Source organism: Piscinibacter defluvii (assembly GCF_004011805.1).
In the GTDB taxonomy this organism is placed as follows: Bacteria; Pseudomonadota; Gammaproteobacteria; order Burkholderiales; family Burkholderiaceae_C; genus Piscinibacter; species Piscinibacter defluvii.
Genome location: NZ_RCHJ01000003.1, coordinates 421,702 through 437,927 on the forward strand (window position 1 = coordinate 421,702; position 16,226 = coordinate 437,927).

At 73.9% G+C, this 16,226-nt stretch carries 10 protein-coding genes; 6 read left to right on the top strand and 4 right to left on the bottom strand.

Annotated features, from left to right (window positions below; translation table 11 throughout):
* Positions 1-4 precede the first annotated feature (4 nt).
* Together phoB and phoR are read left to right on the top strand one after the other, a co-directional pair.
* Entirely contained in the window at positions 5-706 is a 702-nt protein-coding gene (gene phoB / locus D9C15_RS11485; RefSeq protein ID WP_127997577.1) for a phosphate regulon transcriptional regulator PhoB, read from the top strand.
* The gene (gene phoR / locus D9C15_RS11490) at positions 703-2,043 is read left to right on the top strand and encodes a phosphate regulon sensor histidine kinase PhoR (protein ID WP_127997578.1); all 1,341 of its coding nucleotides are present in this window, start codon (positions 703-705) and stop codon (positions 2,041-2,043) included. Before phoB ends, phoR begins: the two co-directional genes overlap by 4 nt.
* Positions 2,044-2,056: 13 nt before the next feature.
* Here the strand turns inward: phoR and D9C15_RS11495 are convergent, their stop codons facing one another.
* The 4 genes from D9C15_RS11495 to trxA all read right to left on the bottom strand — a co-directional run bounded on the left by D9C15_RS11495 (position 2,057) and on the right by trxA (position 5,956).
* A complete protein-coding gene (locus D9C15_RS11495; RefSeq protein ID WP_127997579.1) occupies positions 2,057-3,712 on the bottom strand; it encodes a hypothetical protein in 1,656 nt (551 codons plus the stop codon).
* A 94-nt stretch (positions 3,713-3,806) separates the two neighbouring features.
* A complete protein-coding gene (locus D9C15_RS11500; RefSeq protein ID WP_127997580.1) occupies positions 3,807-4,061 on the bottom strand; it encodes a type B 50S ribosomal protein L31 in 255 nt (84 codons plus the stop codon).
* 83 nt (positions 4,062-4,144) lie between these two features.
* Positions 4,145-5,407 carry a transcription termination factor Rho gene (rho, locus tag D9C15_RS11505; protein ID WP_127997581.1) on the bottom strand — a complete coding sequence of 421 codons (1,263 nt, stop codon included), beginning with the start codon at positions 5,405-5,407 and terminating at the stop codon, positions 4,145-4,147.
* Between the two features lie 219 nt (positions 5,408-5,626).
* The gene (gene trxA / locus D9C15_RS11510; RefSeq protein ID WP_127997582.1) at positions 5,627-5,956 is read right to left on the bottom strand and encodes a thioredoxin TrxA; all 330 of its coding nucleotides are present in this window, start codon (positions 5,954-5,956) and stop codon (positions 5,627-5,629) included.
* 104 nt (positions 5,957-6,060) lie between these two features.
* Between trxA and D9C15_RS11515 the strand changes: the two genes are divergently transcribed.
* The 4 genes from D9C15_RS11515 (at position 6,061) to D9C15_RS11530 (ending at position 16,218) form a co-directional block, all read left to right on the top strand.
* Positions 6,061-8,670: a PD-(D/E)XK nuclease family protein gene (locus D9C15_RS11515; protein ID WP_127997583.1), complete on the top strand. Its 2,610-nt coding sequence runs from the start codon at positions 6,061-6,063 to the stop codon at positions 8,668-8,670.
* Positions 8,667-11,885 (top strand): UvrD-helicase domain-containing protein, encoded by a 3,219-nt coding sequence (locus tag D9C15_RS11520; protein ID WP_240668372.1) that lies wholly within the window; start codon positions 8,667-8,669, stop codon positions 11,883-11,885. The genes D9C15_RS11515 and D9C15_RS11520 overlap by 4 nt, the downstream gene beginning before the upstream one ends.
* A gap of 104 nt (positions 11,886-11,989) precedes the next feature.
* Positions 11,990-13,780 (top strand): serine/threonine protein kinase, encoded by a 1,791-nt coding sequence (locus D9C15_RS11525; RefSeq protein WP_127997584.1) that lies wholly within the window; start codon positions 11,990-11,992, stop codon positions 13,778-13,780.
* An 8-nt stretch (positions 13,781-13,788) separates the two neighbouring features.
* Positions 13,789-16,218 carry a serine/threonine protein kinase gene (locus tag D9C15_RS11530; RefSeq protein ID WP_127997585.1) on the top strand — a complete coding sequence of 810 codons (2,430 nt, stop codon included), beginning with the start codon at positions 13,789-13,791 and terminating at the stop codon, positions 16,216-16,218.
* Positions 16,219-16,226 lie beyond the last annotated feature (8 nt).

Genomic DNA, 16,226 nt, shown 5'->3' on the forward strand with positions numbered 1-16,226 from the left:
GTCGATGAGCCAGGTGCTGGTGGTCGAGGACGAAGCGGCGATTGCCGAGCTGATCGCGCTGAACCTGCGCCATGCCGGCTACGAGGTGACGGTGGCCGCCACCGCCGAGCAGGCGCAGGCGGCGATCGACGGCGTGCTGCCCGACCTGGTGCTGCTGGACTGGATGCTGCCGGGCCAGTCGGGCCTCGCGCTGGCGCGGCGCTGGCGCGCCGAGTCGCGCACGCGCGAACTGCCCATCATCATGCTGACGGCACGCGCGGCCGAGGCCGACAAGATTTCCGGGCTGGACGCCGGGGCGGACGACTACCTGACCAAGCCGTTCTCCACCAACGAGCTGATGGCGCGCATTCGCGCCGTGCTGCGCCGCAAGGCGCCGGAGGCGCTGGATGCGGCGGTGCAGGTCGGCAAGCTGCGGCTCGACCCGGCCACGCGGCGCGTCGCCGGCGGCGACGTCGAACTCAAGCTCGGCCCGACCGAGTTCCGCCTGCTGCACTTCCTGATGGTGCACCCGGAGCGGGTGCACAGCCGCGCGCAGCTGCTCGACCGGGTCTGGGGCGACCATGTGTTCATCGAGGAGCGCACGGTCGACGTGCACGTCAAGCGCCTGCGCGAGGCGCTCGCGCCGGCCCAGTGCCAGACCATGGTCGAGACCGTGCGTGGCGCCGGCTACCGCCTGACGCAGCAGGTGCCGGAGACGCAGGCTTGAGCTGGCTGCTGACCCGCCTGCTCGCCGGCGTGCTGGCGATGGCGGCGGGCGGCATCCTGGGGTACCTGCTCGGCCGGCCGACCTCGTCGCCGGTGTTCAGCGCCTTGCTGGGCGGGGCCGCAGGCGTGGCCCTGGCGGCACTGATCGACGCACTGCGCGGCGCGCGCCTGATGGCCTGGCTGCGTGGCACGCAGGAGGGCCAGGCGCCGCGCGACACCGGCTTCTGGGGCGAACTCGGCTACCGGGTCGAGCGCTCGATCCGGCAGCGCGAGCAGGGGCTGGCGCAGGAGCGCTTGCGGCTCGAGCAGTTCCTCTCGGCCATCGAGGCCTCGCCCAACGGCGTGCTGCTGCTCGACGCGGCCGGCCAGATCGTCTGGTGCAACTCGGTGGCGGCGGACCATTTCGGCCTCGACCCGCAACGCGACCGGCGCCAGCCGGTGACCAATCTCGTGCGTGCGCCGGCCTTCGTCGCCTGCCTGCAGCAGGGCCGCTTCGACGAGGCGGTGAGCTTCCCCAAGCCGCGCCACGACGGCACCCTGTCCGTGCTGGTGCGGCCCTATGGCGAGGGCATGAAGCTGGTGCTGTCGCAGGACGTGACCGACCGCGAGCGCAACGAGGCGATGCGGCGCGACTTCGTCGCCAACGTCTCGCACGAGATCCGCACGCCGCTGACGGTGCTGGCCGGCTTCCTCGAGACCATGGCCAACCTGCCGCTGACCGAGGCCGAGCGCAAGCGTGTGCTCGGGCTGATGCAGCAGCAGACGCAGCGCATGCAGACGCTGGTCAGCGACCTGCTCACGCTGGCCCAGCTCGAGGGCAGTCCGCGTCCGACCGTGGACCGCTGGGTCGCGCTCGAGCCGCTGTTCCTGCAGGTCGAGGCCGATGCGCGGGCGCTGTCCGGCGGCCGCCACGCACTGCAGGTCGACCACCCCACGGGCGTGCAGATTGCCGGGGCCCAGGCCGAGCTGTTCAGCGCCGTGATGAATCTGCTCAACAACGCGGTGCGCTACACACCCGAAGGCGGCAGCATCGAGCTGCGCTGGCGCCTGCTGCCCGACGGCGGCGGCGAGATCCTCGTGCGCGACACCGGCCCGGGCATCGCGCGCGAGCACCTGCCGCGCCTGACCGAGCGCTTCTACCGCGTCGACGGCAGCCGCTCGCGGGAAACCGGCGGCACCGGGCTCGGGCTGTCGATCGTCAAGCACGTGGTGCAGCGCCATGGCGGCGAACTCGACATCCAGAGCGAGCCGGGCAAGGGATCGCGTTTCCGCCTGCTGCTGCCGGCGGCGAGGGTGCGCCTCGTCCAGGTGGCCGACACGCCGGCCGAGGCAGCCTGACCCGCCGTGACCGTCAGCGCGCCGCGCGGCGGTACATCAGCGTCACGTCGTCGCGCGAGGTCGGCCGGGGCAGGCGGGCCACCAGGGCCCAGCCTGGCACGGTGTCGTCCGAGCCGCCGCGCGCGGTGCGCAGCAGCACCTCGCAGGCGGTGACGTCCGGCGGCGTGATCGCGTCGACCCGGTACCCGCCGATGTACTCCAGCGAGGCGATCAACGAGGTCGGGATCTGCGGCGCGGCGATGCAGGCGTCGGCCGGCGTCTGCTCGGCGATGCGTGCCACCACCGGGCGGTAGCTGCGGGCGTAGTCCAGCAGCGGCAACCACAACGTCATCAGCAGCAGCCAGCACAGCGCCACGCCGCCGGCCGGCAGCACCAGGCTCTTCCACAGCGGGTGGCGGTTGCGTCCGGTGCGCCACTTCACCAGCCACAGCCAGGCCAGCGTGCCCAGCACCGCCGCCACCAGCGCGACGGCGGAGAACACGGGCACGAAGCCCGGTGCAAGCTTGGCGACGTTGGCCGCCGGCTTGGCCGGCACGCCGGTCTGCATGGCCACGTAGATGACCCAGATCACCAGGGCGCAGGCGCTGAAGAAGAACACCGAGAACCAGTCGATCGCCGCGGCGGCGCTGCGCTGCAGGGTCGGCAGTGCGAACGCGGCCAGCGCGGCCAGCGGCGGCACGGCCAGCATCAGCGCACGGTCCGAGCCGCCCATCACGATGCTGGCCAGCAGCGCCACCCCGGCGCAGCCCAACGGCACCGAGATGTGCCGGTGCAGCCAGTGGCTGCGCCAGCGCCACAGCGTCCACAGCGCCAGCGGCCAGGCCGGCCAGGTGAACCAGACCAGCAGCCGGCCGACACTCAGCCACTGGGCCGCGCTGTCGGCGCCGCCGACCCGCCAAGCCCAGGCGCGCAGCAGCGTGCCGAGCCCGGCCGCCAGCAGGCCGGCAGCGGCGACCCAGGGCACGCTGCGGCGCACCTGCGGATAGGTCGAGCGGGCGAAGATGGCCAGGCCGACCAGCGCGAAGGCGACCGCCAGGGCCGGCGCGCCGCTGGCCGCCATCACCGGCAGCGCCAGCAGCAGTGCGGCGCGTGAGGCGCGCAGGCGAAACGGCGCGGCCGCCAGGGCGTAGAGGTACAGCGCCGCGCCTGCCAGCTGCACCAGCTCCGGCGTGGTCTCGTGGCCGAGCTGCAGCAGGCCGAGCGTGGCCATCACGGCCAGCACGGCGCCGTCGGCGATCGCGCGGGCATAGTCGACCGGGTGCGCCTCGCCGCCGAAGGCGAAGGGCAGCGGCTGGGCGGCGTCGGTGCGCGCCAGGTGGTAGGTGGCGTACCAGGTCAGCCACAACACCAGCGCCAGCAGCAGCGCGAACGGCAGGCGCGCGGCCAGCGCCGGGTCGGCCCAGGGCAGCAGCTTGATGGCCGCCGCGCCGAGCCAGTAGGGCACCAGCGCGACGTCGGCCGGAAGACCGCCGACCGAGGGCGACAGCCAGCCCGAGCGGCCTTCGGCGATGCTGAACATGTGGCCGAAGGCGGCCGCATCCGCGTTCTTCCACGGATCGCGCCCGACCAGCCCGGGCAGCAGGTAGGCCGCGCAGAACAGCAGCAGGGCCACGCGCGGAAGGCGCTGCGCGGCGCGCTGGGTGACGAGGGCGGGGTTGGGCGAGTTCAAGCGGTGGTGTCGCGGCGCGGCCCGCAATGATGCCGCATCACCGGCAACAAAAAGGGCAGCCGAGGCTGCCCTTGCTGCTGCGTCCGCGCGGGGTTCACTTCTTGAGGTGAGCGAACTTGTTGCGGAACTTCTCGACCCGGCCGCCGAGCGAGTCGACGCTCTTCTGCGTGCCGGTGTAGAACGGGTGCGATTCGCTCGTGCTCTCGAGCTTGTACAGCGGCAGTTCGCGGCCGTCGTCCATCGTGATCTTCTCCTTCGTCTCGGCGCACGAGCGCGTCACGAACTTGAAGCCGTTGGACAGGTCCACGAAGCAGACTTCGCGGTAGTTGGGGTGGATGCCTTCTTTCATGCCTTGCCTCTGCGCTGGTGTCTCGGGAGCCACGCCGACCAGTTCGACGCACTTTCCGACGCCGGAAAACCGCGAAGTATAACTTAGCCCCCGCGCCGCATCATGTCGAAGAAGTCGAGGTTGTTCTTGGTGGACTTCATCTTGTCGAGGATGAACTCCATCGCCTCGATCTCGTCCATCGGGTAGAGCAGCTTGCGCAGGATCCAGCTCTTCTGGAGGATCTCCGGCTTGAGCAGCAGTTCCTCGCGGCGCGTGCCCGACTTGTTGATCAGGATCGACGGGTAGACGCGCTTCTCGGCCATGCGGCGGTCGAGGTGGATCTCGCAGTTGCCGGTGCCCTTGAACTCCTCGTAGATCACCTCGTCCATGCGGCTGCCGGTGTCGATCAGCGCGGTGCCGATGATGGTCAGCGAGCCGCCTTCCTCGACGTTGCGCGCCGCGCCGAAGAAACGCTTCGGGCGCTGCAGCGCGTTGGCGTCCACGCCGCCGGTCAGCACCTTGCCGGAGGAGGGCAGCACGTTGTTGTAGGCGCGCGCGAGCCGGGTGATGGAGTCCAGCAGGATCACCACGTCCTTCTTCAGCTCGACCAGGCGCTTGGCGCGCTCGATCACCATCTCGGCCACCTGCACGTGGCGGGCGGCGGGCTCGTCGAAGGTCGAGGAGATCACCTCGCCGCGCACCGTGCGCACCATCTCGGTCACTTCCTCGGGCCGCTCGTCGACCAGCAGCACGATCAGGTAGACATCGGGGTGGTTGGCGACGATGGCGTGCGCGATGTGCTGCATCATGACCGTCTTGCCGGTCTTGGGCTGTGCGACGAGCAGCGCGCGCTGGCCTTTGCCGATCGGCGCGATCAGGTCGATGATGCGGCCGGTGATGTTCTCGTCGGACTTGATCTCGCGCTCGAGCTTGAACTGCTCCTTCGGGAAGAGCGGCGTCAAGTTCTCGAACATGATCTTGTGCTTGCTCTCCTCGGGCGTGAGGCCGTTGACGCGGTCGACCTTCACCAGCGCGAAGTAGCGCTCGCCGTCCTTGGGCACCCGCACCTCGCCCTCGACGGCGTCGCCGGTGTGCAGGTTGAAGCGGCGGATCTGGCTCGGGCTGAGGTAGATGTCGTCGGTCGACGCCATGTAGCTCGTGTCCGGCGAGCGCAGGAAGCCGAAGCCGTCGGGCAGCACCTCCAGCACGCCGTCGCCGAACACCTGCTCGCCGCCCTTGGCGCGCTTCTTCATGATCGCGAACATCAGCTCCTGCTTGCGCATGCGAGCGACGTTGTCGATCTCCAGGCTCTCGCCCATCTTGATGAGCTCGGAGACGTGCAGGGCCTTCAGTTCGGAGAGATGCATGGGGCTGCCCTAGGCGGGTGGTGCGATGCGGCCGCGGGCTGCGCGGCTGCGCCTTGGCGACGTGGGACTACGCTGGATGTGGGGGCCGGAGCCACGCGCTGCCGGATCGGCTTTGGCCGCCAGCCCCGTTATCGGAGCAGGGCGGCCGGGCGTGGAGGCAATCTGTTCGCCGCAGGCTCCGGTGCTCGTGGGACCGGCGCCTGCGACGATTGGGCGGGATTATAGATGGCGGTCGAGGAAGGCGGTCAACTGCGCCTTGGGCAGCGCACCGACCTTGGTGTCCACGAGCTCGCCGCCCTTGAACAGCATCAGCGTCGGGATGCCGCGAATGCCGTACTTGGCGGGCACCGCCTGGTTCTCGTCGACGTTCATCTTCGCGATCTGCAGGCGGCCGCCGTAGTCCTTCGAGATGTCGTCGAGGATGGGCGCGATCATCTTGCACGGTCCGCACCACTCGGCCCAGTAGTCGACCAGCACCGGCTTGTCGGACTGCAGAACGTCGACGTCGAACGACGCATCGGAGATGTGCTTGATGTTTTCGCTGCTCATGGGTGGATCCTCGGGCGGGGCCACGCGACCATCGGTGGCCGAGGCACAATGATTCTGACACAAAGGCCCTGCGGCCGTGGCGCGTGGCGCCGTGGTCCTTTTCGATGGCAGCGATAGCGCGCCACCCCCTTGAAATCGCCGGCGACCGCCCCCACGGCGGTGCGCCGTGGACGGCCTTCGCGGCGCAGTGCCGGCGCTGGGCGCACGACCGTGGCCTGGCCCTGCGCGACTGCATCGTGCTGCTGCCCTTCGCGCAGCTGCTGCCGCTTGCACAGCAGGCCATCGCGGCGGGCGGCGGCTGGCAGCCGCGCATCGAGACCACGCAGTCGCTGGCGCGCTCGCTCGGCCCGCCAGCAGCCGCGCAGCCCTGGCAGCTGAGCGGCGATGCCGCCCTGGACCGTCTCACGGCGGCGCGCCTGCTGCGCGGCCAGCCGCAGGGCGCCGAGTGGGCACGCCTCGATCCGCGTGGTTTCGAACGCGGCGTGGCGCTGCTGGTGCAGACGGCCCAGGAACTCGCCCGTGCCGCAGCGGCGCTGCCGCCGTCGCGCCGGCCGGCGCATTGGGCGGCGGGGCGCCGCACGCTGGCGCCGCTGCCCGGACCGGGCGTGCGCGAGCGCTGGCTGGCCCGGGTCGCCCTCGAATGGGCGGCCCAGGCGCCGGCGCCGGCCAGCGACCGGCTGTGGGACCTCCGCCCGGCCGCCTGGATGGTGCTGCAGGCCGGTGGACCCGATCCGCTCGCCGAGGCGCTGCTCGACGCGGCCGATGCCGCAGTGGCGGCACTGGTGGTCGACGCCGACGCGGCGCTGCCCGCGTGGAGCCTGCCCGAGCTGCCCGCGCTGGCGCGCTGCCCGGGCTTCGAGCAGGAGGCGCGCCGGGCTGCGGCGCTGGTGCTGCAGCATTGCGCGGCCGGGCAGACGCCGGTGGCGCTGGTCGGTCAGGACCGCCTGGTGGTGCGCCGCGTGCGCGCGCTGCTCGAGCGCGCCGGCCTGCAGCCGGTCGACGAAACCGGCTGGTCGCTGCCGACCACGCGTGCCGCGGCGCTGCTGATGGGGCTGCTGCGTGCGGCATCGCCGTCGGCCCGCAGCGACGACCTGTTCGACTGGCTCAAGACCCTGCCGCCGGGGGCGCTCGGCGCGCCGGCGCAGCTCGAACGCCTCGAGCAGGCCTGCCGCCGGCTCGGCCTGGCCCGCGCCGTCGACCTGGCACGCCTCGCCCCGGACAGTGCCGAGGCGCAGACCGCTGCGCTCGTGCGGATCATGCTGGCACCCCTGGCCGATCGCCGCCGGCTGCTGGCCGAGTGGCTGCGCGCCGTGCGTGCCGTGCTCGAGGACTGCGGCGCCTGGGCGGCCCTGCAGACAGACGCAGCCGGCCAGGCGTTGCTGCGGGCGCTGCGCCTGGCCGGCGCCGGCGACGCCGAACCGGCCTGGCGCGATGCCGCCGACGCGACCATGCTGGACCTGGACGAGTTCGCGGCCTGGGTCGATGCGAGCCTGGACGCGGCGACCTTCCAGCCCGCCGCCAGCCATCCGGACGTGGTCATCGCGCCGATGGCCCGGCTGCTGCTGCGGCCGTTCGCGGCGGTGGTCTGGCCCGGTGCCGACGATCGCCAGCTCGGCGCGCCACCGGCGCCGCACGCACTGTTCGACGACACCACGCGGCGCGAACTCGGCCTGCCGGACGCAGCGGCGCTGCGCGCGCGCGAGCGCCTGCTGTTCGAGCATGCTCTGCGCCTGCCGCGGCTGAGCTTCCTGCGCCGCCAGGGCGAGGGCGGCGAACCACTGGTCGACAGCCCGCTGCTGCAGCGTCTGGCGCTCGACCTGGCGCTGCAGGGGCGTGAGCTCGCGCCGGCCGCCGACCCAGGCCAGGTGCTCGAGGTCACGCTGACGCCGCGGCAGCGCCCCGCACCCGCGGCGCCGGGGCGGCTGCCGGCCGCGCTCTCCGCCAGCGCGGCCGAGGCCTTGCGCGAGTGCCCGTATCGCTTCCTGGCGCGCCACCTGCTGCGCCTGCGCGAGGACGAGGAGCTCGACGACGCCGTCGAGAAACGCGACTACGGCAACTGGCTGCATGCCGTGCTGCTGCGTTTTCACGCCGAACGCGAGGCGCCGGCGCCGGCGGCGCAGGAGGTCGCCCGGCTGCTCGCGCTGGCCGAGCAGGAGCGCCATGCGCAGGGCCTTGCCGAGGAGGTGGCGCTGCCCTTCGGCGCCTCGCTGGCCAGCCTCGCGCCGCGTTACGTCGAATGGCTGCAGCGGCGCGATGCCGAGGGCGCACGCTGGCAGGCCGGCGAGCAGGAGCGCCGCGTGCCGCTGAGCGTCGTGCCCGGTGTCGAGCTGCAGGGCGTGATCGACCGCATCGACCGCTGGCCCGACGGCACGCTCGAACTGCTCGACTACAAGACCGGCTCGGCCGACGCGCTCAGGCGCAAGCTGCGCGATCCGCAGGAGGACACCCAGCTCGCCTTCTACGCCGCCTTGCTCGACCCGGCCGGCAGCGCGCCGCTGGCCGCGGCCTACCTGCCGCTGGACAGCAGCGGGCCGCTCAAGCCGCTGCCGCACCCGCAGGTCGGGCACAGTGCGCAGCGCCTGCTGCGCGAACTCGGCGACGAGCTGGCGCGGGTGCAGGCCGGGGCGCCGCTGCCCGCACTCGGCGAGGGCAGCGTGTGCGACCACTGCGAAGCGCGCGGCCTGTGCCGCCGCGACGACTGGAGCGCGCCGTGAGCCCCGCAGCCCCCGCCTACCGGGCCGGCGGCACGCCGGTGGCGCGCGAACAGTTCTACGCCATCGCCTGCGACCCGCGCCGCAGCGTGGTGGTCGAGGCCTGCGCCGGCGCCGGCAAGACCTGGATGCTGGTGTCGCGCATCCTGCGGGCGCTGCTGGACGGCGCGCAGCCGCAGGAGATCCTCGCGATCACCTTCACGCGCAAGGCGGCCGGCGAGATGCGCGAGCGCCTCGCGCAGTGGCTGGCCGAGTTCGGCGTGCCGGCCGGCAGCACGGCACAGCGCCTCGAGGCGCTGCAGCAGCGCGGGCTGCCGCCGGCGCAGGCGGCGTTGCTCGAGCCGCGCCTGGCGGCGCTGCAGCGCGAGCTGCTCGACGGCGGCCGTCCGGTGCAGATCCACACCTTCCACGGCTGGTTCGCACAGCTGCTGCGCGCCGCACCGCTGGAGCTGACGCAGGAGCTCGGCCTGGAGCGCGAGGCCGAGCTGATCGAGGAGATCGACGACCACCTGCCCGAGCTGATGCGTCGTTTCCATGCGGCGCTGCTGCGTGATCCGGCGGCGCATGCGGACTACCGCGCCCAGGTGCTGCGGCGCGGCCGCGCGGCGGTCGGGCGCTGGCTCGAGGCGCTGCTGGCGCGGCGCGTGGAGTTCGAGCTGGCCGACCGGGCCGGCACGCTGGAGGCCAGCGTCGCGGCGGCCGTGCCGCCCGGCGCCGCGGCGCCGCAGGCCGAGCTGCTGCGGCCCGACGGGGTGACCGCGCTGCGCGCGCTGGCGGACCGGCTGGTGCAAGGCAACAAGACGCAGGCCAGGCAGGGCGAGCTGCTGCGCCTCGCGCTCGAGAGGGATGCGGCCGAGGCGCGCTTCGACGCCGTGCGCGCCGCGCTGCTCACCGCCGACGGCGCGCCGCGCAAGCTCGGCTCGCTCGAGGGGCTGGCCGAGGCGCAGGCGCTGGTCGAGCGCATCGCCGCGGTGCTTCTGCAGCAGCAGGCCCACGAGGAGCATGCGGCGATGGTGCGGCTGTCGCGCTGCCTGCTGGCCGAGTACACGCGCTACAAGCGCGGCCGCGGCCTGCTCGACATGAACGACCTCGAACGCGCCGCGCTCGCGCTGCTGCGCGACGCGACCCTCTCCGGCTGGGTGCAGGAGCGGCTGGACGCACGCCTCCGCCACGTGCTGATCGACGAGTTCCAGGACACCAGCCCGCTGCAGTGGCACGCGCTGCACGCCTGGCTGTCGGGATACGCCGGGGCCGGCGGCGGGCTGCCGGCGCCTGCGCTGTTCGTCGTCGGCGACCCGAAGCAGAGCATCTACCGCTTCCGCCGCGCCGAGCCGCGGGTGTTCGCCGCGGTGCGCTCCTTCGTCGTCGACACGCTGGGCGGCGCGGTGCTGGAGTGCGACCACACGCGGCGCAACGCACCGGGCGTGCTGGCGGCGGTCAACGCGGTGTTCGAGGCGGCGCAGCAGGAGGGGGCGGTCGACGGCTTCCGCGCCCACACCACCGAGGTCGGGCCGGAGGACGCGCCCGCGCTGCAGTCCCTGCCGCCGGTGCCGGCCACGCCGGCCGCGCGGCGCGGCGCGGCCGAGGAGCTGCCACCCTGGCGCGACAGCCTGACCGTGCCGCGCCACGAGCCCGAGGAGGCCCGTCTGGCCGAGGAGGCACGCCGTGTGGCCGCGGCCATCGCCGGGCTGCTCGCCGAGGGGCGGCATGCGCCCGGCGAGTTGCTCGTGCTGGCGCGCCGGCGCCGGCCCCTGCGGCTGGTGGGGGAGGCGCTGGCGGCGCTCGGCATCCGGCATGCGGCGGTCGACGACGGCCTGCTCGGCGATTCGCCCGAGGCGCAGGACCTGCTCGCGCTGCTGGACGTGCTGGTGTCGCCGCGCCACCGGCTGTCTCTGGCGCGGGCCCTGCGCGCGCCGTTGTTCGGCGCGAGTGACGCGGAGCTGCTCGCGCTGGCCGATGCCGCAGCAGTGCGCGGCGGCGACTGGTGGGCCGCCCTGGTCGAGGCGCCGCCGCCCGGCGCAGCACTGCAACGTGCCGCCCTGCTGCTGCCCCGCTGGCGCGAGCTGGCAGGCCGGCTGCCGCCGCACGACCTGCTGGACCGCATCGCCGCCGAGGGCGAGCTGCACGCCCGCGTGGCCGCCAGCGTGCCGCCGGCGCGCCGCGCGCTGGCGCTGGAGGACATCGACGCCATGCTGGGTGCGGCGCTGCGCCTGGACGGCGGGCGCTATGCCACGCCCTACGCCTTCGTGCGTGCGCTGCGCCGCCGCCGCGTGGTGCCCGAGCGCAGCACGCACGACGACGCGGTGCGGCTGCTGACGGTGCACGGCGCCAAGGGCCTGGAGGCGGAGGTGGTGTTCGTCGTCGACGCCGACGCGGCCCCCGCGCGCGCCGACACCGGCACGCTGCTGGTCGACTGGCCGGTCGAGGCGCCGGCACCGCGCCGCTGCGCCTTCCTCTACGCCGAATCGGCCTGTCCGCCCGAGCTGCAGCCGCTGCTCGACGCCGAGCGCGTGGCGCGGCGGCGCGAGGAGCTCAACGGCCTGTACGTGGCGATGACCCGGGCGCGCAGCCGCCTGGTGCTCAGCGCGACCGAGCCGGCGAACCGCAGCGAGTCGGCCAGGAGCTGGTGGCAGCGTGTCGAGCCGCAGGCGCAGCGGGTCGGGCTGCCGGTCGCTCCGGCGCGCACCGCGGACGAGACGCGCTGCACGCTCGGCGCCTTGCCGGCCTGGCGCGCCCCGGCGCCGCCCGCCGCGCCCGAGGATGCCGACACCCCGGCGCGGCGCCTGGGCCGCGCGGTGCACCGCACGCTGGAATGGTGGGCCGGCAGCGGCGAACGCGAGCTCGCACCGCTGGCCGCCGCTGCGGCGGCCGAGTTCGGTGCCGATCCGGGGGAGGTGGCCGCGCTGGCCGGCCGCATCGTCGCCAACCCGGACTGCGCGCGTTTCTTCGACCGGGCAGGGCTGCGCTGGGCCGGCAACGAGGTGCCGGTGGTGCACGAGGGCGCGACCTTGCGCATCGACCGGCTGGTGCTGCTCGACGAACCCACCGGGCCGTGCTGGTGGGTGCTGGACTACAAGCTGCGCCGGCGCCCCGAGGAACTGCCGGCCTACCGCGCCCAGCTGGCCGGCTACCGCGCCGCGGTGCAGGCCGCGCAGGCGGATGCGCCGGTGCGCGCCGCCTTCGTCGCCGGCGACGGCGAACTGGTCGAGCTCGACTGAGCATGCGCCGCCGCGCCGAATAGCGTGCGTTTGGCCACGCTGTTCGGGGCTTGGGGCGGACCGTGGCGGGCGTCCAATCGGGGACACGTCGCCTGCCTGCCTCGATGGTCGCTCCTGCCACGCCCGCCGCTGCCCGACCCCACCCGATCCGCGCGTTCGGGCGCTACGAGCTGCGCCAGCTGCTGGGCAAGAGCGCCGGCACGACGGCCTGGCTGGCCTTCGACCCACGCCTGGGCCAGGACGTGATGCTGACGATCCCGCGCGTGCAGCCCGCGGACGCCGGCGCCCTCGAGCTGCGCCTGCGCGAGATGAAGCAGGCCGCACGGCTGAACCACCCGAACCTGGCCCATGTGATCGAGGTCGGCGTGCAGGACCACTGGCCCTTCCTGGCGGTCGACCGCGCGCTCGGCGTGACGCTGCCCGAATGGCTGGCGAGCCACCCGCGTCCGGCACCGATGGAGCTGGCCGGCCTGCTCTGCCAGGTGCTGGCCGGGCTCGCATTCGCGCACGAGGCCGGCACGCCGCACCGCGACATCCAGCCGTACCAGGTGCTGATCAACGAGCAGGGCCAGGTGCGCCTGACCGGCCTGGCGGCCGCCGAGCCGGGGCGGCCGGCCGGGCCCGCCGACACCCCGGCCGAGACAGGCACGCTGCGCGCGCAGCGCGACGCCGCCCAGCGCGACCTGCTCGCATGCGGACTGCTGCTGCACCAGCTGCTGGCCGGTGCCCCGGTGCTCGACGAACCCGACCTCGGCGCCGTGATCGCCCGCATGGCACCGCAGGGTCGCGACCTGGTCCGCCTGCCGTGGAGCACGCCCCAGCCGGTGCCCGAGGGCCTGCGCGCGATCGCCAACCGCTGCACCGCCAGCCAGGAGCGCCAGCGCTACCACAGCGCGCGCACCCTGCTGCGGGCGCTGGAAGGCTGGCGCGAGGTCGAAGGGCAGGGCAACGGCGACCCGCTCGCGCTGCTGCTGGACCGGCTGCGCAGCGTCGGCCACCTGCCGGCGCTGCCGGGCATCGGCCAGCGCGTCGGCAAGCTCTCGTCCAGCGACAGCCAGCGCACCGACGAGATCGCCGAGCTGCTGCTGCAGGACATCGCGCTCTCGTTCGAACTGCTGCGCACGGTCAACTCGGCCCAGGTGCGCGGAACCCAGATCGGCGGCAACGGCCCGGTGCTGACGCTGCGCCGTGCCGTGTCGCTGATCGGCGTGGACGGCGTGCGCAGCGCCGCCAACGCGCTGCGCCCCTGGCCCGGGCCGCTCGGCGAGGCCGGCGCCGCGGCGCTGAACCGCAGCATGGCCTGCGTGCGCCTGGCCGGCCACGTGGCGCAGGCGCTGCGCCCGCCGGGTTACGACGGCGAGGTGGTCTACCTGGTCGCGCTGATGCAGAACCTCGGCCGCCTGCTGGTGCAGTACCACTTCCCCGAGGAGGCCGAGCAGATCCGCCAGCTGATGCAGCCGGCGCCGGCACCCTCGGGCGGTGCCGACCTGCCCGGCATGAGCGAGGAGGCGGCGTCCTTCGCCGTGCTCGGCGCCGACACCGAGGCCCTCGGCGCTGCGGTGGCGCGCCACTGGGGCCTGGGCGAGGAGGTGCAGCACATGATCCGCCGGCTCTCGGTCGGCAAGCCGGTTCGCATGCCCGACAGCGATGCCGACGTGCTGCGCGTGGCCGCCAGCGCCGCCAACGAGGCGGTCGACGCGATGACGCGGCTGCCCGCGCCGAAGATCGGCCCGGCCATCGTGCAGGTGGCGCAGCGTTATGCACGCGTGCTGCACCTCAGCCCGAAGGACCTGCAGGAGGCGCTGCAGGGCGCCCGCGCCTCGCTGCAGACCGGCGCGCCGCTGGCCGCCGCGCCGCGCACCCTGTCGCCCGACGCCGCCACCACCGCCGACTGACCGATCCGATGGCTGCCGTACCCGCCGACACTGCCCGCCGCCTCGGCCGCTTCGAACTGCGCCGCGAGCTGGGCAAGGGTGCGCAGGCCACCGTCTGGCTCGCGCTCGACACCCGGCTCGAGCGCGAGGTCGCGATCAAGGTGCTGGCCGCCGGCGTGAACGTGGCCGGCGACGACCTGACGCACTGGCTGCAGGAGGCGCGCAGCGTCAGCCGCCTCGCGCACCCGAACATCGTGCCGGTGTTCGAGGCCGACGTGCACGACGGCCGCGCCTGCCTGGTGTTCGAGTACGTGCCGGGCCGCACGCTGGCCGAACATGCACGCGCCCGCGGCGCGCTGCCGCCGCACGAGGCCGTCGGCCTGATGCTCGGCGTGCTCGATGCGCTGCAGGCCGCGCACGAGGCCGGGGTGGTGCATCGCGACCTCAAGCCCAGCAACGTGCTGGTCGACGGCCATGGCCGCGCGCGGGTGATGGACTTCGGCATCGCGGCGCGGCTGAAGGAGGGCGCCAACCGCACCGCCGCCGCGCTGATCGTCGGCACGCCCGGCTACATGTCGCCCGAGGCGACCCGCGGCGCGCCGGCCACGCCGGCGATGGACGTGTTCGCCGCCGGCGTGATGCTGGTCGAGCTGATCAGCGGCCGGCCGCTGGTGGCCGAGCGCGACCCGTACCGGGCCATGAAACGTGTCGCCGACGAGGACCTCGCGCTGCCGCCGGACCTGCCGCCCGACGCCGACGACACGCTGCGCGGCGTGCTGCGGCGCGCGATCGCACGCGACCCCGCCCAGCGCTGGGGCAGTGCCGCCGCCCTGGCCGAGGCGCTGCGCCAGTGGATGGCGCCGCAACCGGCCGCGCCGGGCGGCAACAGCGGCACGCTGGACTTCCTGCTGCGGCGCATGCGCCACAAGAGCGACTTCCCGGCGCTGTCGGATTCGGTGGCACGCATCCAGCGCATCGCCAGCTCCGAGCACGAGAGCCTGACCAGCCTGTCCAGCGAGATCCTCAAGGATGTCGCACTGACCAACAAGCTGCTGCGCCTGGTCAACACCGCGCACTACTCGCATGCCGGCGGCGGCTCGATCAGCACCGTGTCGCGCGCGGTGGCGCTGGTCGGCTTCGCGGGCATCCGCAACATGGCACTCAGCCTGGTGCTGCTCGAGCACATGAGCGACAAGCAGCAGGCCGGGCAGCTCAAGGAGGAGTTTCTGCGCGCGCTGATGTCCGGCTCGCTGGCCGGCGAGCTGTGCCGCGTGCCGCGCGAGGGCGAGGAGGCCTTCATCGGCGCGATGTTCCAGAACCTCGGCCGGCTGCTGACCGAGTACTACTTTCCGGAGGAGGCGCGCCAGATCCGCGGCATCGCGCTGGCGAGCCGGCGCGACGCCCCGGCCAGCGCCGCGGCGCTGCTGCAGGCCGAGACGGCTGCGTCCGTGAGCGTGCTGGGCCTGAGCTTCGAGGACCTGGGGCTGGGCATCGCCCGGAGCTGGGGCCTGCCCGAGACGCTGCAGCGCTGCATGCGCAAGCCCGACGGCGAGCCGCCGGCCCGGGTGCCGGACAAGCCGGCCGACCGGCTGCGCTGCCTGGCCGTGGCCGCCAACGAGCTGACCGACACGCTGCTGCGCACCGAGGGCGACCCGACCGCCGCGCTGGCGGCGACCGCCGAGCGCCATGCCCGTGCGCTGGGCCTGAGCGCGCGCGAGATCGCCGGCGCCACCGACCAGGCGCGCCAGCGCCTGGCGCAGATGGCGCAGGCGATGAACCTGCAGGTGGCCCCGGGCTCGCCGTCGCGCCGGCTGCTCGCCACCGTCGTGATCGAGCCCGCGCCCAAGCCCGACGACTCGCTCTCGCCGCACCAGCTGCAGGCCACCGTGGCCGCCTACGCGCCGACGCTGGTCGAGGCGCCGGTGGCCGCGGAGGCGCCGGCGGTCAACGCCGCCGAGGTGCTGGCCGCGGGCATCGCCGACATCACCAACTCGATGGTCGAGAGCTTCAAGCTCAACGAGGTGCTGCGCATGATCCTCGAGACCATGTTCCGCGCGCTGGGCTTCCGCCGCATCGTGTTCTGCCTGCGCGACCCGAAGACCGAGACGCTGACCGGCCGCTTCGGCCTGGGCGAGGGGGCGGAGCGTGTGGCACAGCAGTTCAAGGTGCCGCTGAAGGGCGGCACGGACCTGTTCGCGGCCGTCTGCGCCAAGGGGGCCGACACGCTGATCAGCGACGCCACCGCCGGGCAGATCGCCGCGCGGCTGCCGGGCTGGTACCGCAGCGGCGTCGACGCGCCCGCCTTCCTGCTGCTGCCGCTGCTGCTCAAGGGGGCGCCGTTCGCGCTGATCTATGCCGACAAGGCCGAGCCCGGCGGCATCGCGCTGGGCGAGAAGGAACTCGCGCTTCTGCGCACCCTGCGCAACCAGGCGGTGATGGCGTTCCGGCAGGCCGGCTGAGGGTCGCG

What these genes read in the sequence shown, in the direction of transcription:
- D9C15_RS11515 (WP_127997583.1), top strand. Translation starts at nt 6,061, where the DNA reads ATGGCAGCGATAGCGCGCCACCCCCTTGAAATCGCCGGCGACCGCCCC.
- phoB (WP_127997577.1), top strand. Translation starts at nt 5, where the DNA reads ATGAGCCAGGTGCTGGTGGTCGAGGACGAAGCGGCGATTGCCGAGCTG.
- D9C15_RS11530 (WP_127997585.1), top strand. Translation starts at nt 13,789, where the DNA reads ATGGCTGCCGTACCCGCCGACACTGCCCGCCGCCTCGGCCGCTTCGAA.
- rho (WP_127997581.1), bottom strand. Translation starts at nt 5,407, where the DNA reads ATGCATCTCTCCGAACTGAAGGCCCTGCACGTCTCCGAGCTCATCAAG.
- D9C15_RS11500 (WP_127997580.1), bottom strand. Translation starts at nt 4,061, where the DNA reads ATGAAAGAAGGCATCCACCCCAACTACCGCGAAGTCTGCTTCGTGGAC.
- D9C15_RS11525 (WP_127997584.1), top strand. Translation starts at nt 11,990, where the DNA reads ATGGTCGCTCCTGCCACGCCCGCCGCTGCCCGACCCCACCCGATCCGC.
- trxA (WP_127997582.1), bottom strand. Translation starts at nt 5,956, where the DNA reads ATGAGCAGCGAAAACATCAAGCACATCTCCGATGCGTCGTTCGACGTC.